Annotated in this window: 19 protein-coding genes, 4 tRNA genes and 2 pseudogenes; 14 read left to right on the top strand and 11 right to left on the bottom strand. The window is 59.3% G+C overall.

The window, feature by feature from the left end; genetic code table 11:
- Positions 1-266 precede the first annotated feature (266 nt).
- The 4 genes from acs (at position 267) to J3P93_RS04605 (ending at position 6811) form a co-directional block, all read left to right on the top strand.
- Positions 267-2204, top strand: a complete 1938-nt coding sequence (gene acs / locus J3P93_RS04620; protein ID WP_434595479.1) for an acetate--CoA ligase — start codon at positions 267-269, stop codon at positions 2202-2204.
- A gap of 121 nt (positions 2205-2325) precedes the next feature.
- Entirely contained in the window at positions 2326-3342 is a 1017-nt protein-coding gene (locus tag J3P93_RS04615) for a class I SAM-dependent rRNA methyltransferase (protein WP_434595477.1), read from the top strand.
- Positions 3343-3563: 221 nt separating this feature from the next.
- Positions 3564-6515: a DUF748 domain-containing protein gene (locus J3P93_RS04610; protein ID WP_434595475.1), complete on the top strand. Its 2952-nt coding sequence runs from the start codon at positions 3564-3566 to the stop codon at positions 6513-6515.
- Positions 6515-6811: a DUF2845 domain-containing protein gene (locus tag J3P93_RS04605; RefSeq protein ID WP_434595473.1), complete on the top strand. Its 297-nt coding sequence runs from the start codon at positions 6515-6517 to the stop codon at positions 6809-6811. The genes J3P93_RS04610 and J3P93_RS04605 overlap by 1 nt, the downstream gene beginning before the upstream one ends.
- A 266-nt stretch (positions 6812-7077) precedes the next feature.
- Here the strand turns inward: J3P93_RS04605 and J3P93_RS04600 are convergent, their stop codons facing one another.
- Positions 7078-7431, bottom strand: coding sequence for a BON domain-containing protein (locus J3P93_RS04600; RefSeq protein ID WP_203419527.1), 354 nt, complete (start codon positions 7429-7431; stop codon positions 7078-7080).
- 297 nt (positions 7432-7728) lie between these two features.
- Positions 7729-8160, bottom strand: coding sequence for a pilin (locus J3P93_RS04595; RefSeq protein ID WP_122607925.1), 432 nt, complete (start codon positions 8158-8160; stop codon positions 7729-7731).
- 225 nt (positions 8161-8385) lie between these two features.
- Here J3P93_RS04595 and pilB point away from each other — a divergent pair, with 225 nt between their 5' ends.
- Genes pilB through yacG form a run of 5 tightly spaced genes read left to right on the top strand, consistent with a single transcriptional unit; the run spans position 8386 to position 12997 of the window.
- The gene (pilB, locus tag J3P93_RS04590) at positions 8386-10086 is read left to right on the top strand and encodes a type IV-A pilus assembly ATPase PilB (protein ID WP_434595470.1); all 1701 of its coding nucleotides are present in this window, start codon (positions 8386-8388) and stop codon (positions 10084-10086) included.
- Positions 10087-10088: 2 nt separating this feature from the next.
- Positions 10089-11306, top strand: coding sequence for a type II secretion system F family protein (locus J3P93_RS04585; RefSeq protein WP_434595468.1), 1218 nt, complete (start codon positions 10089-10091; stop codon positions 11304-11306).
- A 1-nt stretch (position 11307) separates the two neighbouring features.
- Positions 11308-12180: a prepilin peptidase gene (locus J3P93_RS04580; protein WP_434595465.1), complete on the top strand. Its 873-nt coding sequence runs from the start codon at positions 11308-11310 to the stop codon at positions 12178-12180.
- A complete protein-coding gene (gene coaE, locus J3P93_RS04575; RefSeq protein WP_434595462.1) occupies positions 12177-12800 on the top strand; it encodes a dephospho-CoA kinase in 624 nt (207 codons plus the stop codon). Before J3P93_RS04580 ends, coaE begins: the two co-directional genes overlap by 4 nt.
- Positions 12797-12997: a DNA gyrase inhibitor YacG gene (gene yacG / locus J3P93_RS04570; protein WP_016773149.1), complete on the top strand. Its 201-nt coding sequence runs from the start codon at positions 12797-12799 to the stop codon at positions 12995-12997. The genes coaE and yacG overlap by 4 nt, the downstream gene beginning before the upstream one ends.
- 6 nt (positions 12998-13003) lie before the next feature.
- On the opposite strand, the gene J3P93_RS04565 is transcribed toward yacG, so the two are convergent.
- Together J3P93_RS04565 and J3P93_RS04560 are read right to left on the bottom strand one after the other, a co-directional pair.
- Positions 13004-13219: a hypothetical protein gene (locus tag J3P93_RS04565; RefSeq protein ID WP_434595459.1), complete on the bottom strand. Its 216-nt coding sequence runs from the start codon at positions 13217-13219 to the stop codon at positions 13004-13006.
- A gap of 65 nt (positions 13220-13284) precedes the next feature.
- Entirely contained in the window at positions 13285-13974 is a 690-nt protein-coding gene (locus J3P93_RS04560; RefSeq protein ID WP_434595456.1) for an energy-coupling factor ABC transporter permease, read from the bottom strand.
- A gap of 117 nt (positions 13975-14091) precedes the next feature.
- Here J3P93_RS04560 and J3P93_RS04555 point away from each other — a divergent pair, with 117 nt between their 5' ends.
- The 5 genes from J3P93_RS04555 to J3P93_RS04535 all read left to right on the top strand — a co-directional run bounded on the left by J3P93_RS04555 (position 14092) and on the right by J3P93_RS04535 (position 17689).
- Positions 14092-14718, top strand: a complete 627-nt coding sequence (locus tag J3P93_RS04555; protein WP_007909887.1) for a DUF1780 domain-containing protein — start codon at positions 14092-14094, stop codon at positions 14716-14718.
- Positions 14715-15242, top strand: coding sequence for an MOSC domain-containing protein (locus J3P93_RS04550; protein ID WP_434595453.1), 528 nt, complete (start codon positions 14715-14717; stop codon positions 15240-15242). The genes J3P93_RS04555 and J3P93_RS04550 overlap by 4 nt, the downstream gene beginning before the upstream one ends.
- 52 nt (positions 15243-15294) lie before the next feature.
- Complete coding sequence (locus tag J3P93_RS04545; RefSeq protein WP_042561123.1) at positions 15295-15468, top strand: DUF3094 family protein; 174 nt, start codon at positions 15295-15297, stop codon at positions 15466-15468.
- Between the two features lie 63 nt (positions 15469-15531).
- Positions 15532-16830, top strand: coding sequence for an NAD(P)/FAD-dependent oxidoreductase (locus tag J3P93_RS04540; protein ID WP_090286386.1), 1299 nt, complete (start codon positions 15532-15534; stop codon positions 16828-16830).
- 451 nt (positions 16831-17281) lie between these two features.
- The gene (locus J3P93_RS04535; protein ID WP_090286388.1) at positions 17282-17689 is read left to right on the top strand and encodes an HvfA family oxazolone/thioamide-modified RiPP metallophore; all 408 of its coding nucleotides are present in this window, start codon (positions 17282-17284) and stop codon (positions 17687-17689) included.
- Between the two features lie 60 nt (positions 17690-17749).
- Here J3P93_RS04535 and J3P93_RS04530 read toward each other — a convergent pair.
- From J3P93_RS04530 to clpB, 7 genes and pseudogenes are all read right to left on the bottom strand, one after another.
- Positions 17750-18349: pseudogene (locus J3P93_RS04530) on the bottom strand (methyl-accepting chemotaxis protein); the annotation flags it as partial.
- A gap of 303 nt (positions 18350-18652) precedes the next feature.
- A pseudogene (locus J3P93_RS04525) lies at positions 18653-19375 on the bottom strand (MCP four helix bundle domain-containing protein); the annotation flags it as partial.
- Between the two features lie 163 nt (positions 19376-19538).
- Positions 19539-19615, bottom strand: a tRNA-Pro gene (locus J3P93_RS04520).
- Positions 19616-19712: 97 nt separating this feature from the next.
- Positions 19713-19788 (bottom strand) — tRNA-Lys (locus J3P93_RS04515).
- Between the two features lie 5 nt (positions 19789-19793).
- A tRNA-Pro gene (locus tag J3P93_RS04510) sits at positions 19794-19870 on the bottom strand.
- A gap of 9 nt (positions 19871-19879) precedes the next feature.
- Positions 19880-19955: transfer RNA gene (locus J3P93_RS04505), tRNA-Asn, on the bottom strand.
- Between the two features lie 298 nt (positions 19956-20253).
- Positions 20254-22818, bottom strand: a complete 2565-nt coding sequence (gene clpB, locus J3P93_RS04500; RefSeq protein WP_090286393.1) for an ATP-dependent chaperone ClpB — start codon at positions 22816-22818, stop codon at positions 20254-20256.
- Positions 22819-22856 lie beyond the last annotated feature (38 nt).

Below are 22856 nucleotides of genomic sequence, written 5' to 3'. Positions count from 1 at the left end.
TTGATGGCCTGGCCCACAAGGTTTGGCTCAACCCAAATCCTGTGGGCACAGTGATCCCTTGTAGGAGTGAGCCTGATCGCGATAGCGGTGTATCAGTCAGCATTGATGTTGAATGATTCATCGCTATCGCGAGCAGGCTCACTCCTACAGTTGTTTTGGGGCGCCTTCAAAGTCAGGTCCAGCCATCAGTTTCCTGATCCGGCTTGAACCCTTGCGTCTCTCGGCGCATCTTTATCCTTGTCGCACCACAAGAATAAGGAACCGTCATGTTCGATATCAGTACGTTCCCCAAAGCCGATGCCGTGCGCCGGGCTGCTCAGTTGAGTCAGGACGATTATCGGCGTCTGTACCGCGAATCCATTGAACACCCCGACACCTTCTGGGCCGAACAGGCCACACGCTTCCTCGACTGGAGCACGCCGTGGCAAGCCGTGCAGCGCTGCGATCTGCAAACCGGTGAAGCCGCCTGGTTTGCCGGCGGCAAACTCAACGTCAGCTACAACTGCATCGACCGCCACCTCGCAAAACGCGGTGAACAGACCGCGCTGCTCTGGGAAGGCGACGACCCTGCAGAATCGGCGCAGATCACTTACAAAAAACTTCATCACCACGTTTGCCGACTGGCCAATGTGCTGAAAAGCCGTGGGGTGAAAAAAGGCGACCGGGTGTGCATCTACATGCCGATGATCCCGGAAGCTGCCTACGCCATGCTCGCTTGCGCGCGGATCGGTGCCATCCATTCGGTGGTGTTTGGCGGTTTCTCCCCCGACTCATTGCGTGACCGTATTCTCGATGCTGATTGCCGCACGGTGATCACCGCCGACGAAGGCGTGCGCGGCGGCAAGTTCGTGCCGTTGAAACACAATGTCGATAAAGCCCTGCAAAATTGCCCCGACGTCAGCACCGTGGTGGTGGTCGAGCGCACCCAGGGCAAGGTCGACTGGGCCGAGGGCCGTGACGTCTGGTATCACCAGGCCGTGCGCGAAGTCAGCGACGATTGCCCTCCAGAACCGATGGACGCCGAAGACCCGCTGTTCATCCTCTACACCTCCGGCAGTACCGGCAAACCCAAGGGCGTGCTGCACACCACCGGCGGCTACCTGCTGCAAGCGGCGATGACCTTCAAATACGTACTCGACTACCGTGACGGCGAAGTGTTCTGGTGTACCGCCGACGTCGGCTGGGTCACCGGCCACAGTTACATTGTCTACGGCCCGCTGGCCAACGGCGCAACCACGCTGATGTTCGAAGGCGTGCCAAGTTACCCGAGCAGTTCGCGATTCTGGCAGGTCATCGATAAACACAACGTCAACATTTTCTACACCGCGCCGACCGCACTGCGCGCGTTGATGCGCGAAGGTGCCGGGCCGCTGAAGGAAACTTCGCGGCAGAGCCTCAGATTACTCGGCAGCGTCGGTGAGCCAATCAACCCGGAAGCGTGGGAATGGTATTTCAACGTGGTCGGCGAACAACGTTGCCCTATCGTCGACACCTGGTGGCAGACCGAAACCGGCGGCATCATGCTCAGCCCGCTGGTCAGCGCCCAGCGGATCAAACCGGGTTGCGCCACGCAGCCGATGTTCGGCGTGCAGCCGGTATTGCTCGATGAACACGGCAAGGAAATCGCCGGCGCCGGCAGCGGCGTGCTGGCGATCAAATCCAGTTGGCCAGCGCAGATCCGCAGCGTCTACGGCGACCCGCAACGCATGGTCGACACTTACTTCAAACCCTATCCCGGCTACTACTTCAGCGGCGACGGCGCTCGCCGCGATGAGGATGGCGATTACTGGATTACCGGGCGCATTGACGACGTGATCAACGTTTCCGGGCATCGCATCGGCACCGCTGAAATCGAAAGCGCACTGGTGCTGCACGACAGCATCGCCGAAGCGGCAGTGGTCGGTTACCCGCACGACGTCAAAGGCCAGGGCATCTACGCCTTTGTCACCCCCATGGACAGCACCGAAGCGAACGACGAGTTGAAAAAGGACCTGCTGGCGCACGTCAGCAAGGAAATCGGCAGCTTCGCCAAACCGGACCTGATCCAGTGGGCGCCAGCCCTGCCGAAAACCCGTTCGGGCAAAATCATGCGGCGGATCCTGCGCAAGATTGCCTGCAATGAGCTCGACAGCCTGGGTGACACCTCGACATTGGCAGACCCGAGTGTGGTGCAGACGTTGGTCGATAAACGGCTCAACCAATAAAAGCTGCAAGTTTCGAGCTGCAAGCTGCAAGCTGAAGCGGTCCGCATTGACTTGTAGCTTGCAGCTCGCCGCTTGAAGCTCCCAACTGATAGACTCCGCGTTTTTTCAGCAAGGCGCCCGCATGTCTTCCTTGAATCAGGCGCTGCGCGCCGCCCTCGATCAACGCCAGGACCTGCTCGCTGCGCTGCACAGCCAGGGCACCGATTGCTATCGCTTGTTCCATGGCAGCCAGGAAGGCGCCGGCGGCCTGACCATCGACCGCTACGGCCCGCAACTGCTGGTGCAGAGTTTCCACCAGACGCTGGAGCGCGACGACCTGCTGCAACTGCACACCATGGTCAACCAGACCCTGGGTTTTGAATCCCTGCTGGTCTACAACGACCGTTCCCGGGGCAACTCGCGCATCGATCGCGAAGACCACGTCTATAAAGCCGACGAAGCCGCGCTGGCAGATCTGGTCGGTCACGAATGGGGCCTCAACTACCGCGTGCGCGGGCGCCATGCCGGGCAGGATCCGCTGCTGTTTCTCGATCTGCGCAACACCCGCGGCTGGGTCAAGGAGCACGCCAAGGGCAAATCGGTGCTTAATCTGTTCGCCTACACCTGCGGCGTGGGGCTGAGCGCTGCGGCCGGTGGTGCGCGCGAGGTGTGCAATCTGGATTTCGCCGAAGGCAATCTGGCGGTCGGTCGCGAAAACGGCCTGCTCAACCCGCATCTGCCTGAAATGCAATTCATCCAGTCCGATTACTTTCCGGCGATTCGCCAACTCGCTGGGCTGCCGATCAGCCAGCGGCGCGGGCAGAAACTGCCGAGCTATCAGCGTCTCGAACAACGTCAATACGATCTGGTGCTGCTCGACCCACCGGCCTGGGCGAAAAGCGCGTTCGGCACCGTCGACCTGCTGCGCGACTATCAAAGCCTGCTCAAACCCGCCCTGCTGACCACCGCCGACAACGGCGTGCTGATCTGCTGCAACAACCTGGCGAAGGTCAGCATGGACGACTGGCGTGAACAGGTTTTGCGCTGCGCCGAGAAGTCCGGTAGGCCGGTGCGCGAATGGAGCGTGATGACCCCTGGCGCCGATTTCCCCTCGATGGATCAGCAACCGCCGTTGAAGACGCTGATTCTGCAGCTCTAATACATTCCTCTAGATAAGCCCCCTCCCCTGTAGGAGTGAGCCTGCTCGCGATAGCGGTGTTTCAGTCAGCCATACTGATACTGACACACCGCTATCGCGAGCAGGCTCACTCCTACAATAGAGATTTTCTCCTACAGAAATTTCTGAACAATCCTGCCCCACATCAAGCGCTTCGGAACCAGATTCGCGTGCCATACTCCAAGGCACTCCGATTCAGACAGATGAAGCCGCACATGCACAAAGGATTGATTCGCGCGATTGGCGCCTTGCTAACCGCTATGGCGCTCTACAGCTTGCTGGGGTTTCTGATTTTGCCGGGCATTGCGCTGCGGATAGCCAATCAGCAACTCGCCAATTACGCGACCGTACCTGCGCATATCCAGCGTATCGAGCTCAACCCGTTCAGCCTTGAACTCACACTGTGGGGGCTGGTCATCGGCGAGCCGGGCAAGGAGCAGGTCGGCTTCGAACGTCTGTACGCCGACCTGCAGATCGACAGCCTGTGGAGCAAGGCCCTGCATCTGTCGAGCATCGAACTGGACAAGCCAAAGACCGAGATCCTCTTCGCCAAGGACGGCAAGCTCAATCTGCTCGGCCTGTTCAATGTGCCGGCGAGCGAACCGACACCCGCCGACCCCGACGCCAAGCCGTTTCCGCTGCGAATCGACAGCATCAAACTGGCCAGTGGCGTGGTGCATTTTGAGGATGTGCGCCCGAGCGAGCCGATCGAATTTCTCTACGACGACCTCAGTTTCGAGCTGAAAAACCTCAGCACCCTGCCCGAAGACAGTGCCGACATGACCCTGGTCGCCATCGGCCCGGCCGGTGGGCGAATCGACTGGAGCGGTAACTTCAGCCTGATTCCGTTCACTTCCGAAGGCACTTTGAAAGTCACCGACGGCCAGATGAAAGCTTTCTGGCCTTATGTACGCGATGCGGTGCCGCTGGTTCTCGAAAACGGCGTCGTCAGCCTCAGCACCGACTACAAACTCAACCTGTCGAAACAAACCGAACTGCTGCTTAACAACGTCGCGGTGAGCATCGCGCCATTCGCCATCAAGGCCCCGGACGGCCGCCCACTGGCCAGGCTTGAACGCCTCGATGTCAGCGAAACCAGCGTCGACCTCGCCAAACAGCAAGTCGTGGTCGGCAAGATCCGCAGCCAGAAACTGGAAACCTGGGCCGCCCTCGAAGCCGACAAGCAACTGGACTGGCAGAAACTGTTTGCCAGCCAACCGTCGAAACCGGCGGCTAAAGCCGCTGCCGAACCGGCCAGTACACCGGCCGCTGCCGATTCACCGAAACCTGAGCCGGCCGCGCCGAGCAAACCGTGGCAAGTGCTGCTCAAAGATGTGCAGTTGCGCAACTACACCGTGCACCTCGCCGATCGCTCGGCGCAACCGCCGGTGACGCTGGACCTGACGCCGCTGAACGTCGATCTGCAGGATTTCGACAGCCTCAATGGTTCGCCCTTCAAGCTCAAGCTCGACAGCGGCGTCGGCAAGCAAGGCAGGATTTTCGCCGACGGCACGCTCAACCTCGCCCCGGTCAACGCGCAACTCAACGTCAAGACTCAGGACATCGACCTGCGCGTCGCCCAGTCGTACATCAATCCGTTCATTCGCCTGGAACTGCGCAGCGGCATGCTCGGCAGCGATCTGAAGATCAATCTCAAGAGTACCGAACCGCTGGCTCTCAACGTGACCGGGCGCGCGCAGATCGATCAGCTGCACACCCTCGACACCCTGAAAACCCGCGACTTCCTCAAGTGGCAGCAAGTGGTCGTCGAAGGCCTGAATTACCAGCACGGTGACAGCCTGTCGATCGACAAGGTCAACCTGTTCCAGCCCTATGCGCGGTTCATGATCAACGATGACCGCAGCACCAACATCGACGACCTGCTGATCCCGCAACCGGCCGATAGCGGCGCAAAAAGCGCAGGCGCCAAACCTGCCAGCAATGAAAAACCTTTGGGCATTCACATCGGCGGCATCGCGATCAACGATGGCTCGGCCAACTTCGCCGACTTCAGCCTGACGCCGAACTTCGCCACCGCCGTGCAGCAACTCAACGGTCAGATCGGCACCATCGACAGCCGTCAGGCGAAACCGGCCAGCGTCGATATCAAAGGCAAAGTCGACCGTTACGCGCCGGTCACCATCAAAGGCGCGGTCAATCCGTTTGACCCGATGGCCAGCCTCGACATCGCCACCAGTTTCAAGCGCGTCGAGCTGACCACACTGACGCCCTACTCCGGCAAGTTCGCCGGTTATCGAATTCGCAAGGGCCGGCTCAATCTCGACCTGCATTACCTGATCACCAAGGGCCAGCTCAAAGCCGAGAACAAAGTGGTGGTCGAGCAATTGCAGCTCGGTGAAAAGGTCGACAGCCCGGATGCCGTGAGCCTGCCGCTGAAACTGGCAATTGCCCTGCTCAAGGACGTCGACGGCAAGATCTCCATCGAACTGCCGGTGACCGGTGACTTGAACAACCCGCAGTTCAGTGTCATGCCGATTGTCTGGCAGACCCTGCGCAACCTGATCGTCAAAGCCGCCGCGGCGCCGTTCAAGATGATTGGCGGGCTGGTCAGTGGTGGTGGCTCCGAGGACCTGGGCACCGTGTCCTTCGCACCGGGCTCCAGCGATCTGAGCAAGGACGCTGAAGCCGCGCTGGTGAAACTGTCTCAGGCGCTCAAGGAACGTCCGGCCTTGCGTCTGGAGATCGAAGGCACCGCCGCAAAAAGCAGCGATGGCCCGCTACTCGCCGAGCAGCGACTGGAACGTGAATATCAGTACAACTACTACAAGATGCTCCAGCGCCGTGGCGATAAAGTCCCGGCGCAGGCCTCGCTCCTGCAAGTACCCGACGGCGAAAAAGCCCCGTTGCTGGAGGGCATCTATCGCACCCGTTTGAAAACCCAGCCACCGGCCGAATGGAAGGATCTGGGCAAGGAAGAACGCACAGCAAAAATGCGCGAAGGCGTGATCAAGTTCTGGAGTGGCAGCGATGTGTTGCTGCGTCAGTTGGGCCAGGACCGCGCCAGCACCATCAAGGATTATCTGGTCGACAAGGGCAAGCTTGAGGACGACCGCGTGTATTTCATCGACGCCAGTCTCGGCGAGGCCGAAAGCGATGGCCGGGTGGTGACGCAAATGCACCTGGATGCAGAGTGATGAATTGCAAATGGCTGGCCGCCGCCGCGCTGGTATTCGCCGCCAGCCATGCCGCCGCGTCCGATACGCTGCGTTGCGGCAGCCAGTTGATCAGCCTTGGCGATCGCAGCAGCGAAGTCCTGCAGAAGTGCGGTGAGCCGGTCAGTCGTGATGTGCTCGGCTACAAGCGCAGCGCCAACCGCCGCGAGGAGTTTCAGGTCGAGGAATGGACTTACGGCCCGAGCAACGGCATGTATCAATACCTGCGCTTCGAGGGCAACCGCTTGCGGCAGATCAACAGCAAGCGCGGCCCCTGATCCAACCCCATCTCCTGTAAGAGTGAGCCTGCTCGCGATAGCTGATTGTCAGTCAACGATTGATCAACTGACAGAACGCTATCGCGAGCAGGCTCACTCCTACCTTTGATCGGGTCGCCCCTGAAATAGAACAGGCCCCGACACAAGTGCCGGGGCCTGTAATGGTCACCTCCGTGTGACCGTTCGCATGAACTCTAAAGGTGCGGCAGACGTATGGCTCGGCCCGTCTGTCGCGTCTTCTCCCGGTCCAGGCGAGAAGCCTTGCCTTACTCGGCTTTCAGGCCGTCAGCGGAGACCGCTTTAACGCCTTTGATTTTTTTGGCGATCGATACGGCTACGTCTTTTTGCGATTCAGTCACTGGGGTGGTCGACGACAGGGATACCACACCTTTGTTGGTTTCTACCTTGATATCGGTGCCTGGAATGCCTTTTTCGGTGACCAGATCAGCTTTGACCTTGGTGGTGATCCAGGTATCGGAAGTGTCCTGCTTCATCTCGGTAACTTCACCGGCAGCCAGAACCATTGGCGACTGGGTAGCCTGAGTGGTCTGGGCGAAAGCGCCGCCAGCCATGGTCAGGGTCAGAGCGGTAGCAGCGGCAGTGATAGCGAACTTCTTCATACGAGTAACTCCTGTTTTTCTGGAAAGTCTGCTGGGATATGTCTTCAGCAGGGTTACCAAGGTAGTTGCGAACGCTGTGCCAACTTTTTTGATTCGATAAAACCCTTACAAAACAATACGTTAACGAAATTACAAATTTTCATTTTCATGCAATTTGCATGACTCGGGCGTATTTCGCATGCAAGTTGCGGTTTTTTGGAAAGTTCATAAGCTGCTGAAATTGTTGAAGCTTTTTTCAAGCGCAGCGCCATGAAAAATGCCCCGCAAAGGCGGGGCATCAGGTTCTGCCGCAGCAGCTTACGTACCGCTGGCAGTGCAGCCTTTTGGCGAATAGTCGGGGGCAACGGTGGTAGCACACGTCCAGACTCCTGCGCCCGTCCCGGAAGACCGCGTCAGCGTAATGGTTTTATCGAGAACCGGACCCGGAGCATTTTTGATCGTGCAGACAATCGACCCTGCGCCAGAAGAAGCTGTGCCGGAGGCGGATACCGAGCAATTGGAAGTGGTGACCGTCGCACTGCCCGCGACGTTAGTCAGTGATGGATCGGTTCCTTGGTTAATGACGTCCTCAAATGGCACCTTCATCGCACTGATCTCCGCCAGCCCCGCCGTCACCTTCGACCGCGCCTGATATTTCGAATACTGCGGCAAGGCAATGGTCGCCAGAATGCCGATGATCGCCACCACGATCAGCAATTCGATCAGGGTAAAACCTTGTTGTTTTTTCATAGACACGCTCCATGCATGAGGGGAAATCTCATGATCTGAAAAAGACCCAGCATAGGCCATGCCAATGCCCCGGAGCCCTGCCTGATGGACGCGAACTGCGCACTGCGCCGTTTCCTACAACCTGCAACCGCACTATCTGACACTTTTTGTCACCTGCACCGGCCATGTTTGGCGCTGTCACTTGACTAGGCTATAAGTCATGAACGGCAAGCGTGCGGAATCCCCATGAATGACATCGCTCTGAGCGGTCTGGCCAAGCAATTGGTGCAGGCCGAACTGCTGACGGAACAAAGTGCCCAGCAAGCCTGGCAACAAGCGCAGCGCAATCGCGTGTCGCTGGTGAACTACCTGGTGCACAACAAACTGGTGAAGAGCCGGCAGATCGCCGAGATTGCCTCGGAACACTTTGGCATGGCCCTGCTCGACCTCAGTTGCCTCGATAAGGAAACCCAGCCCAAGGGCCTGGTCAGCGAAAAACTGATACGCCAGCACTGCGCTCTACCATTGTGGCGACGCGGCAACAAACTGTTCGTCGGCCTCTCCGACCCGAGCAACCAGCAGGCAATCAGTGATATTCAGTTCAGTACAGGCCTGAGTACCGAAGCGATTCTGGTCGAGGATGACAAGCTCAGCGATGCCATCGACAAGTTCTTCGACAGTCATGCCACCGGCCTGGAAGAAATGGCCGACGTCGACCTCGATGGCCTTGACGTCGAATCCGTCAGCGACAGCAAACAGGACGCCATCGGCGGGCTCGACGCCGACGATGCGCCGGTGGTGCGCTTTGTCCACAAGATGCTGCTCGACGCGATCAAAAGCGGTTCCTCCGACCTGCACTTCGAGCCTTATGAAAAGAACTACCGGGTGCGGGTGCGCACCGACGGCATGCTGCGTGAAGTCGCCAAACCGCCGATTCAACTGGCCGGGCGCATCGCCGCGCGCCTGAAGGTCATGGCCAGTCTCGATATTTCAGAGCGGCGCAAACCGCAGGACGGGCGGATCAAGATGCGCCTGTCGAAAAGCAAGTCGATCGACTTCCGGGTCAATACGCTGCCGACGCTGTGGGGCGAAAAAGTGGTGATCCGGATTCTCGACCCGTCCAGCGCGCAGATGGGTATCGATGCCCTCGGTTATGAACCGGAACAGAAAGACTTGTACATGGCCGCGCTGAAACAGCCGCAGGGCATGATTCTGGTCACCGGCCCTACCGGTTCGGGGAAAACCGTGTCGCTGTACACCGGGCTGAATATCCTCAACACCGTCGACATCAATATTTCCACCGCCGAAGACCCGGTGGAGATCAACATGGAGGGCATCAATCAGGTCAACGTCAATCCGCGCCAGGGGCTGGATTTTGCTCAGGCCCTGCGTTCGTTTCTGCGTCAGGACCCGGACGTGATCATGGTCGGCGAGATCCGCGACCTGGAAACCGCCGAGATCGCCATCAAAGCCGCGCAGACCGGTCACCTCGTGCTCTCGACCCTGCACACCAACAGCGCCGCGGAAACCCTCACCCGTTTGCACAACATGGGCATTCCCGGTTTCAACATTGCCACCTCGGTCAGTCTGATCATCGCTCAGCGCCTGGCGCGCAAGCTGTGCAATCACTGCAAGAAACCAATCGAAGTGCCCCGCGAAACCCTGATCAAGGAAGGCTTCCCCAAGGAACGCATCGGCAGTTTCACGATCTACGAGCCGGTCGGTTGCGATCATTGCAACAGCGGTTACAAGGGACGCGTAGGGATTTATGAAGTGGTGAAGAACACGCCTGAGCTGCAACGCCTGATCATGGCCGAGGGGAACTCGCTGGAAATCGATATGCAGATGCGCCGCGACGGCTTCGACGATCTGCGCACCGCAGGTCTGCACAAGGCCATGCAAGGCACTACCAGCCTGGAAGAAATCAACCGGGTCACCAAGGATTGAACATGGCGGTCAAGGCAGCAAAAACCAGCACGTACGCCTGGGAAGGTACGGACCGCAAAGGCAGCAAAGTCACCGGTGAGCTGAGCGGGCAGAATGCCGCATTGATCAAGGCGCAGTTGCGCAAACAGGGGATCACTCCAGGCAAGGTGCGCAAGAAGTCGGCCTCGTTGCTGAGTCTCGGCAAACGCATCAAGGCTCAGGACATCGCCCTGTTCACCCGGCAAATGGCAACGATGATGAAGGCCGGCGTGCCGCTGTTGCAGTCGTTCGACATCATTGGCGAAGGCTTCGAAAACCCGGCGATGCGCAAAGTCATTGACGAGGTTAAACAAGAGGTGGCCGCCGGTAACAGCTTCGCCGCGGCGCTGCGCAAGAAGCCGCAATACTTCGACGAGTTGTATTGCAACCTCGTCGATGCCGGCGAACAGTCCGGGGCACTCGACACCCTGCTCGAACGCGTCGCCACCTATAAGGAAAAAAGCGAAGCGCTCAAGGCCAAGATCAAGAAAGCCATGACCTACCCGAGCGCCGTCCTCCTGGTGGCGGCCGTGGTGACCGGCATTTTGCTGGTAAAAGTGGTGCCTCAGTTTCAGTCGGTTTTTTCCGGGTTTGGCGCGGAGTTGCCAGGGTTCACCTTGATGGTGATCAGCCTGTCTGAATTCATGCAGGCCTGGTGGTGGGCGATTCTTGGTGCGCTGATCGCGGCGTTTTTCGGCACCCGCCATGCACTGAAAAGGTCTCAAGCGTTACGCGATCGCCGCGACGCCTGGCTGCTGAAACTGCCGTTGGTGGGCACGCTGATGTACAAGTCCGCCGTGGCGCGATTTGCCCGCACTTTGTCGACCACCTTCGCTGCCGGTGTACCGCTGGTGGAAGCCCTCGATTCGGTAGCGGGCGCTGCGGGCAATGTCGTGTTCAAACGTGCCATCCTGCGGATCCGCCAGGACGTCTCCACCGGCATGCAGCTGAATTTTTCCATGCGCAGCACCGGGGTCTTCCCGACCATGGCCGTGCAGATGACCGCGATTGGTGAAGAGTCCGGGGCGCTGGACGATATGCTCGACAAGGTCGCCGGCTTTTACGAAGAGGAAGTGGATAACATGGTCGACAACCTCACCAGCCTGATGGAGCCGTTCATCATGGTCGTGCTCGGGGTCGTCGTCGGCGGTCTGGTGGTGGCCATGTATCTGCCGATCTTCCAGCTCGGCTCAGCGGTCTGATATGCCCCTCGACGAATTGTTCGCCCTCTATCCGCTGGCCTTTGTCGGCACCGCGCTGCTGCTCGGGCTGGTGGTCGGCAGCTTTCTCAATGTGCTGGTCTGGCGCCTGCCGAAAATGCTCGAGCGCGACTGGCGCCAGCAGGCACACGATGTGCTCGGCCTGCCGATCGAAACGCCGCAACGCACTTACAACCTGATGCTGCCGCACTCCGAATGCCCGCATTGCGCGCATCGGATTCGCGCCTGGGAAAACATTCCGGTGCTGAGCTACCTGTGCCTGCGCGGACGCTGCTCGGCGTGCGCTGCACCGATCAGCAAGCGTTACCCGCTGACCGAGTTGGCCTGCGGTGCGCTGTCGGCGTTCATCGCCTGGCATTTCGGTTTCGGCTGGCAGGCGGGTTTGCTGATGTTCCTCACCTGGGGATTGCTGGCGATGAGTCTGATCGACACCGAGCATCAACTGCTGCCCGATGTGCTGGTGCTGCCGTTGTTGTGGCTGGGGCTGATCGTCAACAGCTTCGGATTGTTCGTACCTTTGCATGATGCTTTGTGGGGTGCGGTGGCCGGATACCTGGCGCTGTGGTCGGTGTTCTGGCTGTTCAAGTTGCTGACCGGCAAGGACGGCATCGGCCACGGTGACTTTAAGTTATTGTCGCTGCTGGGCGCGTGGGGCGGCTGGCAGATTCTGCCGCTGACCATCCTGCTGGCATCGCTGGTCGGCGCCGTGATTGGCGTGATTCTGTTGCGCCTGCGCGAGCAGAAAACCTCGACGCCGATTCCTTTCGGTCCTTATCTGGCCATTGCCGGCTGGATTGCCTTGCTCTGGGGTGGTCAAATAACCGACTTCTATTGGCAGTTCGTCGGTTTGAAATGAATACCCCTGTGGAAAAACCCTGGATTCTCGGCCTCACCGGCGGCATCGGCAGCGGCAAAAGCGCGGCGGCGCAGCATTTCATCGACCTCGGCGTGCATGTCGTCGATGCTGATCATGCGGCGCGGTGGGTGGTCGAACCCGGGCGCCCGGCGCTGGCGCAAATTGCCGATCACTTCGGCCCTGATGTTCTGCAAAGCGACGGCACGCTCAACCGGGCGGCCCTGCGCAAGCTGATCTTCGAAGTGCCGGAGCAACGGCGCTGGCTGGAAGCGCTGCTGCATCCGTTGATCGCCAAGGAAATCGCCCATCACCTGGCGCTGGCAAAATCACCTTATGCGATTCTGGTTTCGCCGCTGTTGATCGAGTCCGGGCAATACAGCATGACCCAGCGCATCCTGGTGATCGACGCTCCGCAACCATTGCAGATCGAACGCACCTTGCAACGTGACCAGACCAGCGCCGAGCAGGTCCAGGCGATCCTCAAGGCGCAACTGAGCCGCGAGGACCGCGTGAGCCGCGCCGATGACGTAGTGGTCAACGACCGCGACCTCGCCTGGCTGCACAGCGAGATCGAGCGTCTGCATCACTTTTACCTGACTTTATCCGGAGGCCAAGCATGAGCCAGATTCCAACCGTTGAATGCCCGACCTGTGGCGCCCCCGTGGAATTCACCCCGGCGAACAAGTTTCGCCCGTTCTGTTCCGACCGCTGCAAGCTGATCGACCTTGGCGCGTGGGCCTCGGAAGAACACAAGATTCCGGTCGCCCCGGATGCCGAAGACGAGCTGTTTTCCGGCGATTTCGATCCGCGTCACTGAGCCCGATCAGGGCCGCATGAAGCCGTAGTCCTGTTGGTCGTCGAGGTTTTCCGCCAGAAAACGCAACTCGTCCGCCAGGTCTTCGGGGTTGCGCACAGCCTTGCTCTGTTGCACCACGGCACTGAGCAAGGCGCGCAAGCTCAACCCCGGATCAAAACCAACCTCCTGTGCCATCTCCAGACTCTGCCGGGTTTCCTGCCTCGCCCACTCGTACACACTCATGCCGCTGCTCCTGAAGGGATTTGCGTGAGCATGAAATTTTCAGCCGATGGCGGATTTGACGTGGATCAAGGCTTGCGATCGTCGTCATTCCAAGGCGCCGAGAGGTAGCGTGTACGGTTGAAGGTCTCCAGCCATTCCGGGCTGAACACCACCAGCGCGCTGACGATCATGCCGTTGATGAAAGCTTCGGGGAAAATGATCAGCCACACGTAACCGATGAAATCTTCCAGCCATTCCGGCATGGCGAACAGGCCGTCGAACCACAGCAGCGTCAGGCTGAAAATCAGACACAACAGCGCCGACAAAGCCGCAGCGAAGAAGCCGGAACAGAAGATGTACACGAACGGATTGCGCGGCTGCGCACGCTCGACAAGGATGGCTACGCATTCGGTGACCAGCACCGGCAGCAAAATAAACAAGGCACCATTGACCCCGAGTGCCGCAAGATCCTGCCGCCCGAGCAGCACCAGGCCGATTTGCGCCACCAGCCCGCCAATGATCGCCAGCGGCCAGTCCAGCAGCAAGGTCACCGCAGTCATGCCGAGGAAGTGATAAGACACGCCCGTATCGAAATCCCGGCGCATCAGCCAAAGCAGAAACAAGGCGAACACCGTTGCGCACAGCAAATGCTGACGCCGACTGTCACTGAACAGCTCGACCCACGGCGCGCGCATGACCGCCCACAGGAGCACTGGCAGATAGATCAGCCAGCCGAGCGTCAGACTCGCCGAGGACAGCAGTTCGGCACCGATCATGATTCCCTCACCTTCTCCATGGACATACCGCCTCATCGCAGTCTACACCGACACCGGATGCGCACCAGCCGATGCAAAGCTATCTGCTTGTCGCATTTGAACGCTAAGCTTGGGCTTATGGATGACTCAGATTATTTACGCCTGCTGACCATCGCGGCCGAGCAAGCCAACGCTTTTCTGTCCAATGCCCGCAAATGGGAGCGTGAGCGTTGGGTTTGCCAACGCCTGCTGCAAGGTCTCAACATCCCCTACCGCGCCGACGAATTCGCGCCGGCCGGTGAACCGCCGGATGTGCTGTTTCGTGATGCCAACTTCGAAGTGTTCTTCGTGCTCGACGAAGGACGCCGGCTCAACGATGAATGGCGCGATGAACTGCAGCGGCGCCGCAGTGCATTTTCCCTCAGCCAACTGGTGCGCCGCGAAGCCAAACCCAAACGGATTCCGGCCAATGAATTTCTCCTGCGGCTGGCCCCGACCCTGCGCAAGAAAGCCCACAACTACAAGGAACGCGGCATGGATCTGGGCGAACTGGACATCATTGCTTTCGCCAGCCTTAAACGCGAAGTGCTCGACCTGAACAGTCACTTCCCGCCACCGACCGAATATTTGCGTCAGGGCTGGCGTTCGCTGTCGCTGGTCGGCCCGACGTTCGCCCGCGTGTTGTTCGCACACCCGGACGCACCGGATTTTCTGCGCAGCAACCTGGGGCGCAGCATCGTGTTTGATGTCGGAATCAGCCTGTGACGCCACTTCAACAATTGATCGCCGATGTGCCGCAAACCGGACGCGTACGCTGGATCGGCGTGCGTCCCGAATCACGCGGGCCGATGCTTGAGCTCGATGCCGTGGAGGCTCGTCTGGAGGCGGGCTTGACCGGCGATCACGCCCGCCCCGGTGTGCGCAACGCGCGCCAGGTGACACTGATTCAGTGGGAACATCTGGCGGTGATCAACGCCTTGATGGGCCGCACCGACGACAACCCGATCAGGCCTGAAGACCTGCGGCGTAATCTGGTCATCAGCGGTATCAATCTGTTTAGTCTGAAGGGTCGGCGTTTTCGCATCGGTCAGGCAATATTCGAAACCACCGGCTGGTGTCAGCCCTGTGCACGTCTGCAGAACAACCTCGGCCCGGGCACCTTTCAAGCGGTGCGTGGACATGGCGGAATCACCGCGCGGGTGTTACAAAGCGGGATCATTCGCCTCGACGACCGGGTCAGCGTCGAACCGGTGCCGGACAGCGGCTATGCTGCGTTCAACCCCGGATAAAAAACCGCTGTAGCGTGTGCCCATTCAGCAACGTCTACCTGACGAGGCCAATATGACCAGCCGCCTGAAACCCGAAGACCAAAAGCATGTCGAAGAGTACCTGCAACTGTCCCAACACCGAGTCGAGCGCCGGCCCTTCCGGCCGTGGATGCTCCTGGTGCTGGTGCTGGCAGTGACCATTGGCCTCGGCCTGTTGAGCCGATTCATCAGTTACCTGACGCTATGAGCAGCTTCGCGCTCGCTTGGGTAACCGCACCGATTTCCTTTAAAAACCTTGCGAGTTATCCCTATGTCCCATCGTATTGTCATTGTCGGCGGCGGCGCCGGCGGTCTGGAGTTGGCCACCCGTCTGGGTAAGACCCTGGGCAAGCGCGGCACCGCCAGCGTGATGCTGGTCGACGCCAACCTCACGCACATCTGGAAACCGCTGCTGCACGAAGTGGCCGCCGGGTCGCTGAACTCTTCCGAAGACGAACTCAACTATGTTGCCCAGGCAAAATGGAACCACTTCGAGTTTCAGCTCGGGCGCATGAGCGGGCTTGATCGGGCGCAGAAGAAAATCCAGCTGGCGGCCACCTACGACGAAAACGGCATCGAACTGGTCCCGGCGCGTGAAGTGCCGTACGACTCGCTGGTAATCAGCGTCGGCAGCACCACCAACGATTTCGGCACCCAGGGTGCTGCGCAGCATTGCCTGTTCCTCGACACCCGCAAGCAGGCCGAGCGCTTTCACCAGCAACTGCTCAATCACTATCTGCGCGCCCACGCCGGGCAGACCGATGTGGTCGAACAGATCAGCGTGGCCATCGTCGGTGCCGGCGCTACCGGCGTCGAACTGGCGGCCGAGCTGCACAACGCGGCGCATGAACTGGCCGCTTACGGTCTGGACCGAATCAAACCGGAAAACATGCACATCACCTTGATCGAGGCTGGCCCACGGGTGTTGCCTGCGCTGCCGGAACGCATCAGCGGGCCGGTGCACAAGACCCTGGAAAAGCTCGGGGTCAATGTTCTGACCAACGCCTCGGTCAGCGAAGTGACCGCCGACAGCCTGATCACTGCCGATGGCAACCAGATCAAGGCCAGCCTGAAAGTCTGGGCGGCGGGGATTCGCGCACCGGGTTTCCTCAAGGACATCGACGGCCTGGAAACCAACCGCATCAATCAGCTGCAAGTGCTGCCGACCCTGCAGACCACCCGCGACGAAAACATCTTCGCCTTCGGTGATTGCGCGGCATGCCCGCAACCGGGCAGCGATCGCAACGTACCGCCACGGGCCCAAGCGGCACACCAGCAGGCCTCGCTGCTGGCGAAGTCGCTGAAGCTGCGCATCGAAGGCAAGACCCTGCCGGAGTACAAATACACCGACTACGGCTCGCTGATCTCGCTGTCGCGTTTTTCGGCGGTGGGTAACCTGATGGGCAACCTGACGGGCAGCGTGATGCTCGAAGGCTGGCTGGCGCGGATGTTTTACGTATCGTTGTACCGCATGCACCAGATGGCGTTGTACGGACCGTTTCGCACGGCGATGCTGATGCTGGGCAGCAAGATCGGCCGCGGCACCGAGCCGCGTTTGAAGTTGCATTGATCAAGGCCTATCGAGAGTTTTGACCAACACACCACCCCCTGTGGGAGCCAGCCTGCTGGCGATTGCGGAGTGTCATCCGGCTGATGTATTGCCCGACACGCCCTCATCGCCAGCAGGCTGGCTCCCACACTGTTTTGTGCCGGGCTCGGAATTAAAGCTAACCACTATCCCTGTGGGAGCGAGCTTGCTCGCGAATGCATTCTGTCAGTCAATAATGTTGCCGACTGATCTGACGCTTTCGCGAGCAAGCTCGCTTCCACAGGGTTTTGTATTGAATGGCAGATATGTTTCGCACTGTATCTGCGTCATTCATCGGCACCTTGTATTACAAACCCCGCGCCCCACGACACAGTCGCGATACACCGCGCCCGCCTAATGGCCACACCCGAGCACACCCGCTCAGGGCTTCGTCCTTAATGTGTGGCTGCGCTGTGCAGCCAGGAGAATGTCAATGTCGCGTACTTCGACCCTCGGTAAAAAATCCATTGGCCTGTTCGGCGCCGCACTCGCCGGTGGGCTGATGCTGTCCGGTTCGGTGTTTGCCGCCCAGCCTTTAGCGCAGGGCTACATGGTCGCCTCGGCGGAAACTTCGGTGAAAGCGCCGGAAGGCAAATGCGGTGAAGGTAAATGCGGTGATGCTTCGATGGCCAAGACCGACAGCGACGGTGACGGCAAGGTATCTCGCGCGGAGTTCATCAAGGTCGCGCCGAAGTCCGACTTCGACAAGATCGACACCAACCACGACGGCTTCATCGACGAGCAAGAGGCGTACAACAACGTGAAGGCCAACTTCGAAGCCAATGGCAAGAAGATGCCCAAAGGCCTGTTCGAGCATCTGAAGGATCAAGACGGCGCCTGATTCAGCAGGTAATCAAGCCGCGCTTTTTAACCACAAGCGCGGCTTTTTCATGCCGGCCGTTTACAACTGGAAGCGCCGCACCATGCCTTGCAGGGCATTGGCCAGTTTCGACAGTTCATGGCTGGAGGCGCTGGTCTGGTCGGCGCCCGCGGCCGAGCGCACCGACAGATCACGAATGTTGACCAGATTGCGGTCCACTTCACGCGCCACCTGCGCCTGCTCCTCGGCGGCGCTGGCGATGACCAGATTGCGCTCGTGAATCTCGTGCACCGACGCGGTAATCGTCTGTAACGCCTCACCGGCACGCGCCGCCATGCTCAGTGTGGTGCTGGCACGCGCGGCACTGGCCTGCATCGACTCCAGCGCCAGACTCGAACCGTTGCGCATGCCCTGCACCATCTGCTCGATTTCCTGGGTCGATTGCTGGGTGCGATGGGCCAGCGCGCGCACCTCATCGGCGACCACGGCAAAACCGCGCCCGCTTTCGCCCGCCCGCGCCGCTTCAATCGCCGCGTTGAGCGCCAACAGGTTGGTCTGCTCGGCAATCGCCCGAATCACGTCGAGCACCTTGCCGATGTCCTGGGATTGATTGGCCAACGATTGCACCAACTCACCGGTGTGCTGCACATCAGCGGCCAGGGCACTGATGGCACTGGCAGTCTCGCTGACCCGCTCCTGCCCCAGTTGCGCCGAATCGCTGGATTGGCGAGTGGCGTCGCTGGTCGAAACGGCGTTGCGCGCGACCTCCTCTACTGCGGTGGTCATCTCATTGACTGCGGTGGCCGCCTGCTCGATTTCATTGTTCTGCTGTTGCAGGCCTTGGGAGCTGTCGAGCGTCACTGCGTTGAGTTCGTCGGCAGCGGAGGCCAATTGAGTGGCTGAGCCGCTGATGCCCTGCATGGTCTCGCGCAGATTCTGCTGCATGGTCGCCAGCGCTTTTAGCAGACGGCTGACTTCGTCATTGCCCTGGGTCTCGATAGGTCGGGTCAGATCGCCCTGTGCCACGCTTTCAGCGGCGCTGACTGCGCTGCTCAGCGGTCGCACGATGCTGCGTGTCAGCAGCATGGCAAGCGCCACGGTAGCGAGCGCCGCCAGGGCGATGAACACGCTGACGATGGTCCGCGACGTGGCGTAATGGGCAGCTGACTTCTGGCTTTCCAGCGCGACCTGTTTGGCGAACAGATCCGCCAGGTCATTGAGTTGCTTGCCGGAGCCGTCGACCACGGTTTTCATGTCGACAAGCAGCAATTTGGTCAACTCGTCACGCTTGCCCTGCTCGGCCAGGGTGAACGATTGGGCAATCCCGGTGCGATAGGCGGCAAAGGTCTGCTTGAACTGGTCATAGAGCTGCTGGCCCTCGGGCGTGGTGACCAGATTGTCGTAGGCAGTGATTTTTTCGCTGAGCTCTTTGTCGCGGGTATCCATCTGCCCGCGGTACGTCGGGATGTTCTTCGGGTCTTCGTCCAGCGCCATGCGCAAGGAGATCGTGCGGATACGCAGCATCAGCTCGCGGATCTCATCGCCGCCGCGAATACTGGGCAGCCACTGAGTCTCCACGGCGACCTCACTGTCGCGAATGCTCGACATCTGACTAAGGGCGAACACGCCCAGCAAGGCCACCAATACCGCGATCAGGGCAAAGCCCAGGGCAGCCCGTGGAGCAATATTCAACTGACGAAGCAACATGACGAACGCCCTTATTCTTGTATTGGCCAGATTCGAGGGGCGAAGCCATGGCAGTCCCCTCGTGTTAGCGGGCTATCGGCCAGTTGTATGACGACTTGAAGGGATTTGTCTTTTCAGCAGACAAAAAAAATCCCCGTATCTTTCGATACGAGGATTTTCAATATGGTCGGGGTAAGGGGATTCGAACTCCTGACATCCTGCTCCCAAAGCAGGCGCGCTACCGGACTGCGCTATACCCCGGTAAAAAAAAGGCGACCTTTCAAAGATCGCCTTCTTCGATCAGCGCTTTTGGCCTCTGATCTTAAGATTCGATCCCAGCGCTAACTGGTTTCAAAAATGGTGGGTCGTGTGGGATTCGAACCTACGACCAATTGGTTAAAAGCCAACTGCTCTACCAACTGAGCTAACGACCCAAAAATGGTCGGGGTAAGGGGATTCGAACTCCTGACATCCTGCTCCCAAAGCAGGCGCGCTACCGGACTGCGCTATACCCCGGTTTGAAATTGGCTCCGTGACCAGGACTCGAACCTGGGACCCAATGATTAACAGTCATTTGCTCTACCGACTGAGCTATCACGGAACTACATATTTCAATTTACAACGGTGAAACCTGAAGCTTCTCGACACCGTTTTCGCATCGCTGCGTTCGTGTGTCTGAGGCGCGCTATTCTACAACCTAGAACACCTCTGTCAACCCCCTAAATTGCTTTCAAGTTAATGATTTGCAACTTATTTCAGTTTTCAACCCAGTGAGTTGAAACGCTGCCGGTGACTGACTGCGGGGCGCACTTTACAAGCCTTTTCCTTTGAGTTCAACAGCCTAACGAAAAAAAAGGCCCCACAATGTGGGGCCTCGGTTTTTTCCTTGCCACATGGCATCAGTTGAAAACGATTTCCTCGTTCTCGACGGTGCCGGTTGCGGTGTCGCCTGGCATGAAGTGACCGGAAAGGATCAACTGCGCCAGCGGGTTTTCGATCCAGCGCTGAATCGCACGCTTTAACGGCCGTGCGCCATACACCGGGTCGTAACCGACGGCAATCAGCTTGTCCATCGCCTCCGGGCTCAATTCCAGCTTCAGCTCGCGCTCGGCCAGACGGCTGCGCAGACGGCCCAGCTGGATCTCGGTAATGCCCGCGATCTGATCACGTGCCAGCGGCTCGAAGATCACCACTTCGTCGACGCGGTTGATGAACTCCGGACGGAAGTGCGACGTCAGCGCGTCCATGACTGCTGCACGCTGCGCTTCACGATCACCGACCAGTTCCTGGATCTGCATCGAGCCAAGGTTCGAGGTCATCACGATCACCGTGTTGCGGAAATCCACCGTACGGCCATGGCTGTCGGTCAGGCGCCCGTCCTCGAGCACTTGCAAGAGGATGTTGAACACATCCGGGTGCGCCTTCTCGACTTCGTCCATGAGGATCACCGAGTAAGGCTTGCGCCGTACCGCTTCGGTCAGATAACCGCCCTCTTCATAGCCGACATAGCCCGGTGGTGCGCCGATCAGACGAGCCACGGAGTGTTTCTCCATGAACTCGGACATGTCGATGCGCACCATTGCCTCTTCGGTATCGAAGAGGAATTCGGCCAGCGCCTTGCACAGCTCGGTTTTACCGACACCGGTCGGGCCGAGGAACATGAACGAACCGCTCGGACGATTCGGGTCGGACAAGCCGGCGCGCGAACGGCGTACCGCGTTGGCCACGGCCACGACTGCTTCTTCCTGGCCAATCACGCGTTTGTGCAACAGGCTTTCCATCTTCATCAGCTTGTCGCGCTCGCCTTCGAGCATTTTCGACACCGGGATGCCGGTCCATTTCGACACGACTTCGGCGATCTCTTCCTCGGTGACCTTGCTACGCAGCAACTGGTTTTCGCTCTTGCCGTGCTGGTCGACCATTTGCAGGCTGCGCTCCAGATCCGGGATCACCCCGTACTGCAACTCGGCCATGCGGTTCAGATCGCCTTTGCGCCGGGCCGCTTCCAGTTCCTGACGCGATTGCTCGATCTTCTGCTGGATCTGCGCAGAACCCTGCACCTCGGCTTTTTCCGAGTTCCAGATTTCTTCCAGATCGGAATACTCACGCTCATGACGCTCGATTTCTTCCTGGAGCTTTTCCAGACGTTTCTTCGCCGCGTCGTCGCTTTCTTTCTTCAGCGCCTGGGATTCGACTTTCAGTTGAATCAGGCGCCGCTCCAGACGATCCAGCACTTCCGGCTTGGAGTCGATCTCCATGCGGATGCGGCTGGCGGCCTCGTCGATCAGGTCGATCGCCTTGTCCGGCAATTGCCGATCCGTGATGTAGCGATGACTGAGCTTGGCTGCGGCGATGATCGCGCCGTCGGTGATCGCGACTTTGTGGTGCACCTCATAACGCTCTTTGAGGCCACGCAGAATCGCAATGGTGTCTTCTTCGCTCGGCTCATCCACCAGCACTTTCTGGAAACGTCGCTCAAGCGCCGCATCCTTCTCTATATATTGGCGGTACTCGTTGAGCGTGGTCGCGCCGACGCAGTGCAGCTCGCCACGGGCCAATGCAGGCTTGAGCATGTTGCCGGCATCCATCGAGCCTTCGCCTTTACCGGCGCCGACCATGGTGTGCAGTTCGTCGATGAACAGAATGATCTGCCCTTCCTGTTTCGACAGCTCATTGAGCAGGCCTTTCAGGCGTTCTTCGAACTCACCGCGATACTTGGCACCGGCAATCAGCGCGCCCATGTCCAGCGACAGCAGACGCTTGCCCTTGAGGCCGTCCGGCACTTCGCCGTTGATGATGCGCTGGGCCAGACCTTCCGCGATGGCGGTCTTACCCACACCAGGCTCACCGATCAGCACCGGGTTGTTCTTGGTGCGACGTTGCAGAACCTGAATGGTACGGCGGATTTCGTCGTCACGGCCGATCACCGGATCGAGCTTGCCGTCTTCGGCACGCTTGGTCAGGTCGACGGTGTATTTATCCAGCGCCTGCCGCGACTCCTCGTGATTGGCGTCGTTGACGGCTTCGCCGCCACGCAGGTTGTTGATCGCGTTTTCCAGAGCTTTCTTGCTCACGCCCTGGCCGAGCAGCAACTTGCCGAGCTTGCTGTTCTCGTCCATCGCGGCGAGCAGCACCAGTTCGCTGGAAATGAACTGATCGCCCTTCTGCTGGGCCAGGCGATCGGCCTGATTGAGCAGACGCGCCAGATCCTGCGACATGTTCACATCGCCGGTCGGGTTCTGAATTTTCGGTAATTGGTCGAGCTCTTTGGTCAGCTCTTTACGCAAGCTGTTGACGTCGAAGCCTACCTGCATCAGCAGCGGCTTGATCGAACCGCCCTGCTGTTCAAGCATGGCCTGCATCAAGTGCGCCGGCTCGATCGCCGGATGATCATGGCCGACAGCCAACGACTGGGCGTCGGACAAGGCCAACTGTAATTTGCTGGTTAAACGGTCTATACGCATGGGTCACCTTCCTTTTGAGCAGGCCGGACCTAAGAAAC

The sequence above is a fragment of the Pseudomonas sp. R3-57 genome (assembly GCF_051132065.1).
GTDB lineage: Bacteria > Pseudomonadota > Gammaproteobacteria > Pseudomonadales > Pseudomonadaceae > Aquipseudomonas.
This window is presented reverse-complemented; position numbering and strand designations above follow the sequence as displayed.

Excerpts from the sequence above, each read along its gene's own strand:
- J3P93_RS04605 (WP_434595473.1), top strand. The coding sequence starts at position 6,515 with ATGAATTGCAAATGGCTGGCCGCCGCCGCGCTGGTATTCGCCGCCAGC.
- clpB (WP_090286393.1), bottom strand. The coding sequence starts at position 22,818 with ATGCGTATAGACCGTTTAACCAGCAAATTACAGTTGGCCTTGTCCGAC.
- coaE (WP_434595462.1), top strand. The coding sequence starts at position 12,177 with ATGAATACCCCTGTGGAAAAACCCTGGATTCTCGGCCTCACCGGCGGC.
- J3P93_RS04595 (WP_122607925.1), bottom strand. The coding sequence starts at position 8,160 with ATGAAAAAACAACAAGGTTTTACCCTGATCGAATTGCTGATCGTGGTG.
- J3P93_RS04600 (WP_203419527.1), bottom strand. The coding sequence starts at position 7,431 with ATGAAGAAGTTCGCTATCACTGCCGCTGCTACCGCTCTGACCCTGACC.
- J3P93_RS04610 (WP_434595475.1), top strand. The coding sequence starts at position 3,564 with ATGAAGCCGCACATGCACAAAGGATTGATTCGCGCGATTGGCGCCTTG.
- acs (WP_434595479.1), top strand. The coding sequence starts at position 267 with ATGTTCGATATCAGTACGTTCCCCAAAGCCGATGCCGTGCGCCGGGCT.
- J3P93_RS04565 (WP_434595459.1), bottom strand. The coding sequence starts at position 13,219 with ATGAGTGTGTACGAGTGGGCGAGGCAGGAAACCCGGCAGAGTCTGGAG.
- J3P93_RS04580 (WP_434595465.1), top strand. The coding sequence starts at position 11,308 with ATGCCCCTCGACGAATTGTTCGCCCTCTATCCGCTGGCCTTTGTCGGC.
- J3P93_RS04555 (WP_007909887.1), top strand. The coding sequence starts at position 14,092 with ATGGATGACTCAGATTATTTACGCCTGCTGACCATCGCGGCCGAGCAA.
- yacG (WP_016773149.1), top strand. The coding sequence starts at position 12,797 with ATGAGCCAGATTCCAACCGTTGAATGCCCGACCTGTGGCGCCCCCGTG.
- J3P93_RS04585 (WP_434595468.1), top strand. The coding sequence starts at position 10,089 with ATGGCGGTCAAGGCAGCAAAAACCAGCACGTACGCCTGGGAAGGTACG.
- J3P93_RS04540 (WP_090286386.1), top strand. The coding sequence starts at position 15,532 with ATGTCCCATCGTATTGTCATTGTCGGCGGCGGCGCCGGCGGTCTGGAG.
- J3P93_RS04545 (WP_042561123.1), top strand. The coding sequence starts at position 15,295 with ATGACCAGCCGCCTGAAACCCGAAGACCAAAAGCATGTCGAAGAGTAC.
- J3P93_RS04560 (WP_434595456.1), bottom strand. The coding sequence starts at position 13,974 with ATGATCGGTGCCGAACTGCTGTCCTCGGCGAGTCTGACGCTCGGCTGG.
- pilB (WP_434595470.1), top strand. The coding sequence starts at position 8,386 with ATGAATGACATCGCTCTGAGCGGTCTGGCCAAGCAATTGGTGCAGGCC.
- J3P93_RS04535 (WP_090286388.1), top strand. The coding sequence starts at position 17,282 with ATGTCGCGTACTTCGACCCTCGGTAAAAAATCCATTGGCCTGTTCGGC.
- J3P93_RS04615 (WP_434595477.1), top strand. The coding sequence starts at position 2,326 with ATGTCTTCCTTGAATCAGGCGCTGCGCGCCGCCCTCGATCAACGCCAG.